This is a genomic window from Paenibacillus sp. J22P218 (assembly GCF_056269195.1).
In genome coordinates this window covers 568,551-583,033 of record NZ_JBWDNL010000005.1, presented here as the reverse complement: position 1 = coordinate 583,033, position 14,483 = coordinate 568,551, and the positions used below count along the sequence as shown (strand labels likewise).

The 14,483-nt window shown below is 49.7% G+C and carries 8 protein-coding genes; all 8 read left to right on the top strand.

From position 1 onward, the window contains the following. The first annotated feature begins 13 nt into the window (after nucleotides 1-13). The 8 genes from AC0YN0_RS23595 (at nucleotide 14) to AC0YN0_RS23560 (ending at nucleotide 14,467) form a co-directional block, all read left to right on the top strand. Nucleotides 14-898 carry a carbohydrate ABC transporter permease gene (locus AC0YN0_RS23595; RefSeq protein ID WP_475823463.1) on the top strand — a complete coding sequence of 295 codons (885 nt, stop codon included), beginning with the start codon at nucleotides 14-16 and terminating at the stop codon, nucleotides 896-898. A 36-nt stretch (nucleotides 899-934) separates the two neighbouring features. Then, nucleotides 935-4,057: a glycosyl hydrolase gene (locus tag AC0YN0_RS23590; RefSeq protein ID WP_475823462.1), complete on the top strand. Its 3,123-nt coding sequence runs from the start codon at nucleotides 935-937 to the stop codon at nucleotides 4,055-4,057. A 16-nt stretch (nucleotides 4,058-4,073) separates the two neighbouring features. Then, nucleotides 4,074-6,737 (top strand): family 78 glycoside hydrolase catalytic domain, encoded by a 2,664-nt coding sequence (locus AC0YN0_RS23585; RefSeq protein WP_475823461.1) that lies wholly within the window; start codon nucleotides 4,074-4,076, stop codon nucleotides 6,735-6,737. A gap of 673 nt (nucleotides 6,738-7,410) precedes the next feature. Then, a complete protein-coding gene (locus tag AC0YN0_RS23580; RefSeq protein ID WP_442052499.1) occupies nucleotides 7,411-8,304 on the top strand; it encodes an ABC transporter permease in 894 nt (297 codons plus the stop codon). 3 nt (nucleotides 8,305-8,307) lie between these two features. Then, entirely contained in the window at nucleotides 8,308-9,204 is an 897-nt protein-coding gene (locus AC0YN0_RS23575) for a carbohydrate ABC transporter permease (RefSeq protein WP_442052498.1), read from the top strand. 75 nt (nucleotides 9,205-9,279) lie between these two features. Next, a complete protein-coding gene (locus AC0YN0_RS23570) occupies nucleotides 9,280-10,983 on the top strand; it encodes a type 2 periplasmic-binding domain-containing protein (RefSeq protein ID WP_475823460.1) in 1,704 nt (567 codons plus the stop codon). 98 nt (nucleotides 10,984-11,081) lie between these two features. Further along, on the top strand, nucleotides 11,082-12,869 hold the full coding sequence (locus tag AC0YN0_RS23565) for a cache domain-containing sensor histidine kinase (protein WP_475823459.1): 1,788 nt from the start codon (nucleotides 11,082-11,084) through the stop codon (nucleotides 12,867-12,869). Then, the gene (locus tag AC0YN0_RS23560; protein WP_475823458.1) at nucleotides 12,869-14,467 is read left to right on the top strand and encodes a response regulator transcription factor; all 1,599 of its coding nucleotides are present in this window, start codon (nucleotides 12,869-12,871) and stop codon (nucleotides 14,465-14,467) included. Before AC0YN0_RS23565 ends, AC0YN0_RS23560 begins: the two co-directional genes overlap by 1 nt. Nucleotides 14,468-14,483: the final 16 nt, after the last annotated feature.

Sequence of the window (14,483 nt, the reverse complement as noted above, 5' to 3'; positions counted from 1 at the left end):
GAGGTATCATCTTATGATCGAACGGCGCACGCCTTCCCGGCTGCTATTTCTATTTGCCAACTATATTTTTCTTGCCCTATTCTCGTTAACCTGCTTGTTCCCGATTATTCATATGGCGGCGATGTCGTTAAGCAGCAATGCGGCCGTTACGGCAGGGTGGGTCACCGTATGGCCTGTCGGATTTAATCTGGACTCCTACAAATATATTTTCAGCAACCATATTTTTATGAACACGGTAGGCGTATCCTTTCAAAGGCTAATTCTTGGCGTCCTTCTAAGCTTGTCGCTGACTGTTCTCGCAGCTTATCCGCTGTCCAAGTCGAATCTGAAGTTTCGTTCGAGGTCCGTATATTCATGGTTTTTCGTCGTGACGATGATCTTCAACGGAGGACTTATTCCGACCTTTATGATCGTCAAGGAAACAGGCTTAATGGATTCGATCTGGGCGCTTGTGATTCCGTCTGCGGTTAATGTCTTCAACATCGTGCTTATGCTTAATTTCTTCCGCACGCAGCCGGCCGAGCTGGAGGAATCCGCGCAAATGGACGGAGCGGGCACATGGAGAACGCTATGGAGCATTTACTTGCCGATATCCAAGCCGTCTTTGGCTACGATTGCGCTGTTCACGATTATTTTTCACTGGAATTCTTGGTTTGACGGCATGATCTATATGAACTCGCCATCCCATTATCCGCTGCAGACTTATCTGCGTACCGTTATCGTAGCCAGGGACTTAACGAATATGAATGCAAACGATCTGTCGCTGATTGCCAATATTTCGAACCGAACCGTCTTGGCAGCTCAGCTGTTCGTATCGATGCTGCCGGTCCTATGCATTTATCCGTTTTTGCAAAAATACTTCGTTAAAGGTCTTGTATTGGGAAGCGTGAAGGGGTAAATCGTTTATTACGATCTAAAATCAGAGAGGTGTCCAATGGATCGAAATCGAAACCAATTAAAACAATCATTTATGGATCCGGGAATCCCGTTCCGCCCTGTTCCGTTCTGGGCTTGGAATGATGATTTGAAGCAGGAGGAATTGGACCGTCAGATCGACGGCTTCAAGGAGCAAGGCATGGGTGGATTTATGATGCATGTGCGCGAGGGCTTGGAAACTCCCTATTTGAGCGATGAATTCATGGAGCGTATCAAGGGCAGCGTGGCAAAGGCGAAGGAATCCGGCATGAAAGCATGGTTGTACGACGAAGATCGGTATTCCTCCGGCATGGGCGGTGGATTGGTTGCGAGGGCGGGCGGTGATGCGGTACGCGCCAAGGCGCTGACGCTGAGTTTGAGCCAATCCTTGGAGTCTGGCGATGCGTCGATCGTTGCCTCTTACAAGGCGGTCATCGAGGGAGATCAATTAACAGAGTTGACCCGACTTATGCCGGATAAAGGCGGAGAGAGATTAAAAGGAAGTACCGAGACGTACCTTATATTTCGGGTTCGAATTGCGGCTAAGAACGATTGGTGCCATGGCGATACGTATACGGATTTAATGAATCCGGAGACGGCAAGTCTGTTTATCGAGAAAAATTATGAACCGTATCGGAAAGCGGTAGGGGAGGAATTCGGCAAAACCGTACCTGGTATATTTACCGACGAACCGACGGTGAAAGGATTTTCCGAACGGCTGGAAGAGCCTGAGCTGACTTGGATCGCTTGGAGCGAGGTGCTGGCAAGCGAGTTTGAACGGAGAAGGGGCTATTCGATCTGGGAGCTGCTTCCTTTCTTTTTCTTTGGAGGGAAACCTTCGGCTCAAATTCGGCATGATTATTGGTTAACGGTGGCAGAGACGTTCAGCGAATCGTATACGAAACAAATCGGCGATTGGTGCAGAGAGCAAGGCATACAGCTCACCGGTCATTTTCATTCCGAAGGCAGCATTGTCGGACAGGTCCAGCATAGCGGATCCTTGATGCTGCATTATCGGTATATGGATATACCAGGCATCGATACGCTGTGCGAGCAGACGGCCGAGCATTTGACGATAAAGCAAGTTTCCAGCATTGCCAATCAGCTTGGGAAGAAGCGGGTCATTACTGAGACATATGGCGTGACGGGCTGGGATTTGACCTTCGAGAACAGGAGATGGATCGGCGATTGGCAATATGCGCTAGGGGTCAATCTGCTGACCCATCACCTTTCCTGGTATTCGCTCAGAGGGTGCCGCAAGCGCGATTACCCGCCATCCTTCAACTATCATACGAATTGGTGGAACCATGACCGGAAGATGGAGGATTATTACGCAAGGCTTAGCGCGGTGCTCAGCGAAGGAAAGCTTACCCGTAACGTGCTCGTCATTCATCCCTCCACTTCCGTGTGGACGAAGCTGGGACAAAGCGTCAAATCGGCTGCATGGAAAAACAACGCAGGCAACGAGAAGCTGCTCGCGGATTACGACAAGTCGTTCAACGCATTCGTTAACCGTCTAGTCGAGTTGCATGTCGATTACGATCTGGGAGACGAACTGATCCTGAAGGATTTCGCGAGGGCTGATGAAGAACGGCTTATCGTTGGCGAGGCCAGCTATGAATTCGTTATTCTTCCGTCTCTTAACAATCTGATGTCCTCCACGGTTGAGGTGCTGCTCGCGTATATGGACGGAGGCGGCAAAGTAGCTGCGTACGGGGGAATGCCATCATTAGTGGATGGGCGATCAGTGGATCTTCATCGATTAGATCAGCTGCTTGGGCATAAAGAGTTTATCCGATTGAAGGATGCTGAAGAGCTGGAGCCGTTGCTGAACGGAGCTGCGTCAAGGGCGGTAAGCATTAAGGATGAGGCGGGCGTAGAAGCGAAGCCGTTTCTTCATATGCATCGGCAAATGGACGGATGTACAGTTGCGTTTATCGTAAACAATGATCGGGTTCATGGTCATCAAGTAGAGATTCGACTCTTAGGCGGCCAATGTTTGGAGGAATGGGATGCTTGGACGGGGAAAGTAATAACACGATCCGTTCGCTTGGAAGCTGGCGGAGTTACGTTCAAAGAACATTTTGAACCGGCGCAGTCCAAGCTTTACGTTATAGGCAATGCCCCGTTTGAGCGATTGGAGCAAATGGAGCAAATGGCTGTTCCTCAAAGCGAGCTTGTTTGTTCAGGCCATGAACAGCTAACGGAGCTGAAGCCTGTTTCCTGTAAGCGGTCCGCGCCTAACGCGCTTATTCTCGATCAATGCCAATTTCGAATGGGGGAAGAGCAGTGGTCGGAACCCATGGAGGTTTGGAGAGCCCAGCGGATCATTCGCGAGCGGCTTGGCATGCGCCAAGTGTTGCATTCCGGCAATCTGCAGCGGTATTTCTGGATTCATGAGGAACATCCCGGAAACGAGACACCATTCGAGCTGCGATTTACGTTTACCGCAGCCGAAGTACCTTCAACCGATACGTACTTCGTATTCGAGGATGCGAACCGCTTCGAGTTTGAGCTTAATGGTAAGCGTGTTGAGGCAGAGCCGGAAGGCTACTACTTGGATGTGAGCATGAAGAAAGTGAAGCTGCCGACTTTGCGGGAAGGTGTGAACACGCTTGATGTTCTTATCGCGTACTGCAACGACATGGAGCTGGAGAACGGTTATATTATAGGAGACTTTGCGATTGACTCGTATCGCAGAATTGTGGACGAACCTAGCAATCTGAGTTATGGAGACTGGCGTAGTCAAGGTTATCCTTACTATTGCGGCAGTATGAATTATTGTTTCGAGATTGAGAAGGAAACGAACGAAGGCAACGGATACAGTCTGGTCTTTGGCCGTTATGAAGCTGTGCTGATGGACGTGAAAGTGAATGGGGCGGCGTGCAAGATGATTCCTTGGCGAAGCGAAGCCTATGTGGATTTGGATCCGTTTTTAGTGACAGATGGAAAAAATCGAGTCGTTATCGAGGTCGTAGGCAGCCCGCGCAATTTGTTTGGTCCGCTCCATCAATTGGATACTAATCCCAAATGGATGGATTGGTGGTCATTCCACCCCGAGGACAACGATTATACGACCGAATACAGAGGTACTCCATACGGGTTAATAGATCCGGTTAGATTGCTGCGTTCCAGCAAATAGAACGAGGTGATACAAAATGATGAGACCGGTACGTTTAAAGATCAATAACTATTACTCTCCCTTGGGGATTGATGCGGCTAGCCCTCTATTTGGCTGGCAATTGGAAAGCGAGCAGCAGAATCAGAGTCAGACTCACTATCGAATCATACTCGCTAAACGTGAAGAGTCGGTCATTGGTTGTGAGCAACTGCTTTGGGATAGCGGGAAGGTAAGCTCTTCCGAGCAATTCGGCATTGTCTATCAAGGGCAACCGCTTCAAAGCGTTACTGCCTATTATTGGCGAGTCGCTGTATGGAATCAGCATGGCGTATTGGCATGGAGCGAAGTGCAAACGCTGTTTACTGGCTATCTGAACGCTGAAGCCTGGAAGGCCGAGTGGATTGGTAACGGCGGATCCAAACCCTTTTACGCCAGAACGGAATTCGCCTCGGAGGGTAGGATCAAGCGCGCCTATGCGCTCGTGTCGGGACTTGGCCACTTTAAGCTCTACATGAACGGCGAGAAAGTCGGACCCAATGAGATGGATCCGGGCTGGACCCATTATACAAAGTCCGTACAATATGTTTGCTTTGATGTGACGGACAGGATTCGCGAAGGCAGTAACGTAATCGGGTTTTCGGTCGGCAACGGATTTTATGCGGGAGATGCGGGAGAGCGGCATTTCTATACGATAGGAAAAGGGTACGAGCCCTACGGCGCCGAGCTGCTTGCAATTGGAGAATGGCATATTGAATATGAGGACGGCTCCGTTCTATATGTAAGGACGGAGGGCGAGAACTGGAAAGTTCGTGAGAGCGCGACGACGCTAGCGAACGTGTACGGCTCCGAAAATTTTGACGCGAGGCTATATCCGAATGGATGGTACGGATTTGATTTCGACGATTCGGGTTGGGAGACTGCCAAGGTGTTGGCTTCTCCTGCCGGTAATCTCGTGAGCCAGAACCAGCCGCCGATTACGGTGAGAACGGTCTACGATACGATCGGAATCGAAGAGCCGCTCGAGCAAGTGTATATTTACGACTTGGGCCAAAATATGTCTGGCATGTTCGAAATTTATGTCAGCGGCCCTGCCGGCTCTAAAGTCACTATAAAGCCTGGCGAACTACGGAACGAGGACGGTACGGTAGCTACCCCGTGGGACATTGTTACCTATTCCGAGTACACGCTAGCCGGTACAGGGGAGATCGAAGCATGGAAGCCCGACTTCTCCTGTTACGGTGCGAGATGGGTGCAGATCGAAGGCTGCACCCGTGATGGTTCAGACAAGTTTAAGCCGATCATTCATGATGTCAAGGGACATTTCGTAACATCGGCATCAGAGGATGTGGGATTACTGGAGACAGATGATCCTCGCATAACGAAGCTTGCTCAGATTATTATCAAAGCGATCGAGAGCAATCTGCAAAGCGTGCATTCCGATTGCCCGACGATCGAGAAGCTGGGCTGGGTCGAGACGGCAAGTCTGATGGGCCCATCGATTATGTACGTGAAGAGCGTCGAAGAGCTATGGCTGAAAATTACGCGAGATATGATGGAAGCTCAGACGGAGGATGGCTTAATTCCTGATATAGCACCGGAATATTCGAGATTTAGCGAAGGTTTCCGTGATTCGATAGCATGGGGAAGCGCGATTATTCTCGTTCCCGAGCTACTGTTGCAGACCAATGGTAACCGAACCGCTATGAAAGAAGCATATCCTGCCATGAAAGCATACTTGAATTATTTGAAGTTGAAAGAAGTGGACGGAGGACTTATTAACCATGGACTCGGAGACTGGGGCATTGCGCCGCAGACTGGCGGAGACTATGTCGAGAACGTAGAGACTGCTTTCTATTATGAGAGCTACAGGTTAACGTCCAAGTTCGCGTCCTTGCTCGGGTTAGTCAGCGATGCGGAGCATTACGCGGCGGAAGCCGAACGGGTGAAGCGATGCTATAATGCGAAACTATTGCGCAGGATCGCGAGCGAAGGTGAAGGGCATTATGCCTATTGTAAGCTGAACGGACAATTCGATCCGCTGAATCAGGTCGTTCAGGCCATTCCGCTTTACTTTGGACTCGTGGATGAAGAGTATCGTTCCGATATTGAATCGGCTCTATTGCATGCGGCGTCAGGGCGACAGCTGCGATCGGGAGAGATCGGGCTTCGTTATTTGTTCGGCGCGCTTGCTGGCATGAAACGAAACGATATTGTATTCGATATGATGATGCAGCCCGAGCATCCGAGCTATATTCGGTTCGTCGAACGCGGCGAAACGGCGCTGCCTGAATTTTGGACGGATGATTCCCGTTCCCGAAACCACGATATGATGGGACATATTTTGGAGTGGCTGTATAAGGAACTGCTAGGTATATCGTCAATACGGGATGCTTACAAGGAAATCCTCATTGCACCAGGTTGTTCGGGCTTAATCCAACGTGTAACAGGCAGCCATCGCTCTGTTAGAGGCGAGATTCATGTCGATTTCATGTCCGAGGCGAGTGGCTTGCGGTTAGCGGTCAGCTTGCCTCCGAATACAAGCGGAACGATTAAGCTTCCTATTGCGTCGGAAGAAACGGTAATCATGGAGAGGGACAATTTGATCAACTTTGAAATTGTTCAAGAGCATGGGCGTCTATTTGCAATTAGTCGCGTAGGTTCAGGAAGTTACCAATTTGAAGTACGACAAAAAGCAGATTAACCAAGAAACCGTAGATTTCATATTTTCTAATTTAAGATGAAAATAAGTTTGAAAAATTAGTTGGAACAAGGCTCGTGAACCCTGGTGCTGTTGGTCATATCATTTTTCAAACTGTGCTGGGGATTTCATGCCTATTGTAGAATGGCTGCGAATGCGAGCGAGCTGGAGAAGAAGTGCATCGCCTTTCTTCAGCCGCTCATAATCTAACAGCGGCTGCGTACTTGTATCTTTTTTGTGGGAGCCGTATTGCTGCTTCCTTTGCTCAACGTCGTTACTCCGATGCCCAGTTCCCGGGCTAACTGCGTTTTCTTATTCGTTTGTTCTAGATCCTCAAACGTCTTCCGTCGAAACTCTTCGCTATAACGCTTGCGTTTCTCTTCCATTGCATTCACCTCAACCTATTATTATCAATAGCATTGCAGGTCTCCATTAACGCGTGTCTACTAATTGGTCTAATCGCATGCGGGCGGATATACGTCACAGAGGCTGATTAGGCTGTATGTTTTCCACTCAAAAGAACTCTTGGCGCAGTAAAGACCATTTTGATTGTACGAAATCCATCTAAATAGTCGTCAAACGTCCAATCAATACGATGAAAATCCAATCACCGTTATATGGTTCAACTCCCCGTAAGCACTTACAATTAAGAGCAGAAGGGGGGAACTTAGACATCATGTTAGCAAGATTATACAAATACCGGTGGCAATATGTAATGATATTTCCTGCCGTGCTGCTTCTGTTTCTGTTCAATTATGTACCGATGGCGGGGATTCAAATCGCCTTCCGCGATTTTCAGATCGGCTCCTCCATTTGGGAGAGCGCATGGGTAGGCTTGGACAACTTCGCGTTTCTACAAGAACCGCAGTTTTGGGTCGTCGTCAAAAATACGCTGTTCATCTCGGTGTTGAAATTCATATTCGGGTTTCCGGCTCCGATCATCCTTGCCTTAATGATCAATGAATTAATGCATAACGGCTTCAAGAGGTTCGTTCAGTCCGTTAGCTATTTGCCCCATTTCTTCTCGTGGATTGTCGTCGCTTATATTCTGCAGTCGTTTCTGACGCTGGACGGAGGATTAGCTAACGATCTGATTGCGAGGATGGGCGGGGAACCTATCTTCTTCCTCGGATCGGAGCAATGGTTCCGACCTATGATTATCTCCAGTGGATTGTGGAAAGAGGTAGGCTGGAATACGATCCTGTATCTTGCAGCTATATCGGCAATCGATCCGCAGCTGTACGAAGCGGCTAAGGTCGAAGGAGCAGGGAAGTGGTCGCAAATCAAGCATGTCACCATTCCGGGCATTATGCCAACCGTATCGATCGTCCTTATCTTGAGCATTCCGAGCTTGATCGCCGTTGGCATGGATCAGATTTATCCGCTCATGAACCCCGCGAATATGCAGGTGGCGGATGTGCTGGATACGTATGTGCTGCGAACCGGCCTTCAGCAAGGGTATTTCGGGATGGCTACCGCAATTGGCCTGCTATCGTCCGTTATTAGCCTTATCCTAGTCGTACTCACGAATCAGCTATCCAGAAAATTGAACGGTGAGGGGTTATGGTAAGTAATGAAACGTACAACGGGTGAAAAAATATCGCAAGGCATCGTTATCGCTCTCATGCTCCTGTTATGCTTATCCGTGCTTTATCCGTTCGCTTATATGTTGGCGATATCGCTGAATGAGGGGACGGATGCGGCGAAGGGCGGAGTTTACTTATGGCCGAGAGCGTTTACGCTGATCAACTATGAAATCGTGCTTGGAAATGAAGTGATCCAGCATGCCTATCTCATTACGATTGCTCGTACGGTTGCAGGCACAATCGCCGGGCTTCTCGTTACGCTCATGGTCGCATTCGGTTTATCGTATCACCAGGTTCCGTTCCGGAAATCGATTCTGAGCTACATTTTGCTCACGATGCTTTTCAGCGGCGGACTTGTTCCGCTCTACATTCAATTGTATAACCTAGGGCTGATCAACAACTTCATGGTCTACATCATCCCGGGCATGTTCTCGGCTTGGAATATGTTCGTCATGCTGAAGTTCATTCAAGGCATTCCCGAGGCGCTCATCGAATCGGCGGAGCTGGACGGCGCAGGGCCGTTCCGTATCTTGTTCCAAATCATTGTGCCGCTGTCGAAGCCGATGCTCGCGGCAATCGGATTGTTCACCGCCGTCGGGCATTGGAATGATTGGTTCGCCGGCGCGTTCTTCGTGACCGAACAAGATCTGATTCCGGTACAGACGTTCTTGCAGCAGCTGCTGCAGGCCCAGGATATGTCGGCCATCTTAGGATCAAACTCGAATCAAGAAGCTTTAGCCAGAGGCTCGCAAATGCAGAACGTAACGCTCATGTCGGTGAAGATGGCTACCGTAATGGTAAGCGCGATTCCGATTCTGTGCGTGTATCCGTTCCTTCAGAAATATTTCGTGAAGGGCGTATTGATCGGCTCCGTCAAAGGGTAACAGCAAGCTGCTAATGGGTATAATGACTAACCATATACCAGTAATATCGATATTGAAAAGGGGAGAAAAACGAACATGTTGAAGGGCAAATGGGTACAGAAAAACAGCCTTCTTGCGATTGCGGCGGTTTTATTGGTTTCGGTTATTGCGGGCTGCTCCGGTTCGAATAATGCGAACAAGGAACTAAACGGCGCAAACACGGAACAAAGCGGTGGCGGAAGCGCGACGGGTCCGCAAAAGTTCAATCTTTGGCTGGGCTGGTCGACGACGATCAACAATGACAGCCTCGTGCAAAAATACTGGAAGGAAGAAGAGCCGGGCGTAGAAGTGGCGCTTGAGGCGACGCAGGGGGACGCGGTAACCGCGCTTAACCTGAAGCTGAACACGGGCGGCTTCAAAGACGCAGCCATATTCGGCCGCAGCGATATCGTCAAAGCGGCGATGATTCGCTCGAATAAAGTGCTTTCGGTCGAGCAATATTTCGATATGCCTGATAAATATCCGAACCTCGCGGCGATTCCGAAAGTATATTTGGATCAAATGAAGGATGCCGAAGGCCATATCTGGTCGATTCCGACTTGGTTCGATCAGAATCCTGACAATCCTTGGCCGGGCTGGGCTTCGCAATCATGGACCGTTCGCACGGATGTGCTGGAGAAAGCGGGAATGAGCGTAGCGGATTTGGCTACTATTGAAGGAGTGGAGACGTTCCTGAAAAAGGCGTCCGAGCAGAAAGACGAGTCGGGCAAGTCTCTTCTGCCGCTTAGCTTCCTGATGGATCCTAACGATACGGCCGGTTGGAACGACGAGAATGCGGTACTGAGCACATTCGGCGTCACGACGAGCGGCGGCATTATTCCGGTAGAGAAGAAAGGCGACCAATTCGTCCTTATGTATGACGATTCGCAGTATAAAGCGGCTTATCAGTGGATGAACAAAATGTACCGTTCCAATCTGATCGATCCGGAAGTCGTAACCGACAAGAAGGAACGTTATAAAGAGAAAAACAAAGCCGGACGCGTAGCGATGAATGTGGGTACCTTCTTTAACATAGACCCTGATATATGGGAAACGCTCGACGGACCGACGGAGCCAGGCTGGTTCTATCAAGTCGTTCCATTCCCGAAAGTAGCCGGCGTCGAGAAGCTTGGTGCGAATACGGTCATCAATCCGTATCCAGGCTATGATGTCTACATTAGCAAAGACAGCAAAAACATTGATGCGATTCTTAAGTTCCTTGAGTATTCGCTGCAGCCGAAGGCCGAGCAGCAAAACGTTATTAATGAAGGGCCGGTAGGCAAGTTCTGGGACTGGGTCGACCAACCGCTTGGTCTTTGGGAATATATCGATGCCGAATATGAGAAGGCGCGCAATTCCGGCGAGCCTGCTCAGAAGGCAAAAGTCACACCTGAGCTGTATATGCTTTCTTCCTACAATAACGATTGGTATCCATGGTGGAACTATGGTTCAAGCGACAAGGCCGGCAGCAAAAAAACGGCAGAGTTCACAGCGGCGGTAGGACAGATGGGCGCCGTTCGCAGCATTCAAACGCATGACCTTGTTAAGGCGAAGGAAGGCGGACTGATCGAGAAGTATTTGCCTGAGCTCGAAAATATCCGCAAGGAATACAGAGCCAAATTCATTATGGCGACCAGCGACGAGCAATTCGAGTCGACTTGGAACGCTTTCCGCGATGCCCTCGAGAAACGCGGCCACTGGTCGGAAGTGAAGCAGGAATGGCAGGAGCAATATGACATCTTAGCTAAAGAGCAAGGCTAGTTATAGTCACGGAAGGAGCAGTTCCCTCGGGAGCTTGCTCCCTTTTCCATTGTTGCGATCGCTATTTTGCCATTAAACTATGGAGAGGGGGAATTCCAATGACATTGCGCCGCAGCCTGGAAAGAATCGTTATCCGAATCACGAGCAAGATGAATCTTCGCGGAAAAATATTTTTTCTCTACGGAGCTATTATATTCGTCCCTACGATATTGCTGGGGATTGTCGCGGGTTATTTAGCACTGCAAAGCTTTAGAGATAATTATATGGTCACCATTAAAGAGGCGATGCGCCAAACGGTTCAAAATATCGAGGTTCGCAAGCAAAGCTACGACGTGCTTGCCACGCGTACGGCAACGGACGGGGAGCTTGTAGCGCGCTTAAGCCGCGATTATTCGAATATGTTCGAGCAGCTCAATACGGTTGAGTACGTCGATCGCTCCTTCGTCTTTACGAGTCAATATTTGCCGGGAATCGATGACTTCCGAATCTATCATACGAATACGATGTTAGTCCAGGACGGACGTTTGCTGTGGAAACCGGAGGGGCGCATTTTGCGGCCGGGCTTTACCGAAACCGATTGGTTCGCGAGCGCTAGCGGGGATCCAAGCGTATTAACCTGGAGCAACGTCAACAAAGACAAACTCGTCATTTCGCATAAAATTATGAGTCCGTCCGGCAATATGCTCGGTCTCATCTATATGCTGCTAGATTACAAAACGGTATTCGGCAAGCTGTTCGACCGGCCGTTCAGCGGTTCGGGCGAGCTGTCGATTATCGACGACAACAGCACGATCATCGTCTCCTCCGATCCCCAGAAGATCGGCTTAAAGCTTCAAGCGACATCGCTGAATGATTACTGGGAGGAAGCGAGCCTTACCGAGGGCTTGATGGTCGGCGGCAATTTGCTTATGGTCAGACCAATCGATTCGAATTGGCAGGTGGCCGCGCTGATTCAGATGGATGAGCTTGAGAGCCAATCGAAGACGATCCTATACGGCATTATTGCCGCTATACTCATTTTTTTGTTATGCTCCACCTTCTTAATAATGACCGTATTGAAAAATGTCGTTTGGCGCATCCGCAAGCTTGGTACCCGCATGTATGATGTCAGCCAAGGCCAATTCGACGTCAGCATTCGGAATACGGAGAAGGACGAGCTTGGCGAGCTTGAGGTATTATTCAACTCGATGTCCGGACGTCTAGGTGGGCTGGTAGAAGACATTACGCAAGCGAAGCTCAAGGAGCGGGAGCAATCATTCAAGGCGTTGCAGGCCCAGATCAATCCGCATTTTATTTATAATTCGTTAAGCCTGCTGAGATGGCGGGCGATGGATTTGCAGGACGATACGCAGCTGCGCACGATCGATGCACTGACTGCCTTTTACCGGCTGGCGCTGGACAATAAAATCAATGTGACGCAAATAAAAGGCGAGCTTGACCATGTGAGAGCTTATTTGGAAATCCAAGAGATGCGTTATCCGGGCCGTGTGAGCATCGAGTGGAATATCGATCAGGAACTGCTCGACCTGTATACGATCAAGCTGTTGCTGCAGCCTATCGTGGAGAACTGTTATTTGCACGGGAACATTACGGGAAAGAAGGACGGGTTCATCCGCATATCGGCGCAGCTGGAGCAGGATAACGTCCGATTCGAGGTGTTCGATAACGGCAGAGGCATCCAGGGCGATATGCTGGAACAAATCCGGTTAGGGAAGCAGGCGGGGAACGGCAACGGCTTCGGCACGGCCAACATTCGAGAGCGGCTACAGCTTTATTTTGAGAATAAGCATGAATTTACGATAGACAGCAAAGAGAACGAGTGGACGGCGGTAACGATTATTATACCTGCATGCGCCAATAGGCCGCAGATCAGGAAGGTGATGTGATGTTGTTAAAAGCGTTGATTGTCGATGACGAGCCTACCCATATTCAAGGACTGATACGTTATATCAAGTGGAATGATCTTGGCTACGATATTCCCTTCACGGCAGAGTCCGGTCACGAAGCGCTCGAAATCATGCGGAATGCTCCTGTGGATGTACTCATATCGGATGTTTCCATGCCTGTTATGACGGGGATCGAGCTTGTCGCGAAAGCCAAAGCCTTCCATCCGCAGCTTCAAGTGCTAATGATCAGCGGCTATAACGAATTCGAATTCGTGCAGGAAGCGATGAACGTCGGGGCGCAAGCCTATGTCCTTAAGCCGATTAAGGTGGAAGAGGTCGAGAGCAAGCTAGGCGGGTTTCGGAAGACGTTGACGAAGCTGCTGCAAATCGAGGAACAGGCGCAGGAGCTGCAGGAGAAAGTGTCCGGCAGCCTGGACATCGTCAGAGAACGGTTCGTGGCGGATGTGATCGTGGAGGCAGGCATCGATCTTGACATGCTGCATTCATGGGGGCGGTTGCTGGAGCTTCCCGCAAGCCAGCAAGAAATCGGGTTAATCGTCTTCGGCTATGATCAGTTCCACTCTTCGGGACAGGATGCGAGAGAGCGGGTCGTGATCGGCACCGGATTTTTGAAAGCGGTTCATGTCGGGCTGTCCGATTACCGGCATGTATACGTTGCGAAGACCGGTACGGATGAGATTGTCGCGTTGCATATTAATTTGACTCCCATCGAACGGGCAGCGATCGAGAAACAGCTTCTGTTCATCCAAAACGTCATGCAGGAGCAATACGGCTCAACGGTCACGATCGGCACGAGCAGAGTGTGCACGACATGGGAAGAGGTGCCGTCGCTGTACAAGGAAGTGAAATTCATGATGGCGAGATCCCGCTTGATGGAAGGCGGACAAATTTTGCATTATGACCGTTTGGACGAATCCGATTTTCAACAATTCAGGCTGCGTGAAGAGATAATCCCCGAAATTATCGGGCTTACGGAAACGGCTGCGGATGCGAGCGAGGTTGTCGATTACGTGAACAATGTTTTCGATATGCTGCTGTCTCAGCCCTCGATGTTGTTTACGTATATGCAGGCATTCGGAATGGCGCTTCTCAGCGAGCTCGCCCGCAAGCAGAAGTGGAACAAAGAGCTGGGCGGGGAAATGAATTTGGAGATGTGGCAGAAGCTGATCGATTGCAGGAGCGAGGTGCAGATCCGGGAAGTGGTGCTTGATTACGTGCAGCGCTATATGGTGATCGAAACGAAGGGCGAAGCGAACCAAAGACATAACCTGATCGGCAAGGTGACGGAGTATTTGGAGGCGCATTTCCAAGATCATATCACGGTGAAGCAGCTCGCAGAGCTCCATCATTTGAATGCGAGTTACTTGAGCGTCCTGTTCAAAAAAGAGATGGGCAAGACGATATCCGATTTTTTGCAGGAAACGCGCATGAATAAAGCAAAGGAATTGCTTCGCGATCCAAACATTAAGATCTACGAGGTGTCAGAGCAGGTCGGATTTCAAACGTCGGCGTATTTCGCTTATTTGTTCAAGAAGACAACGGGCTATACGCCGCAGGAATTTAGAGATTACCATTAAGGCAATATCAAGCCAA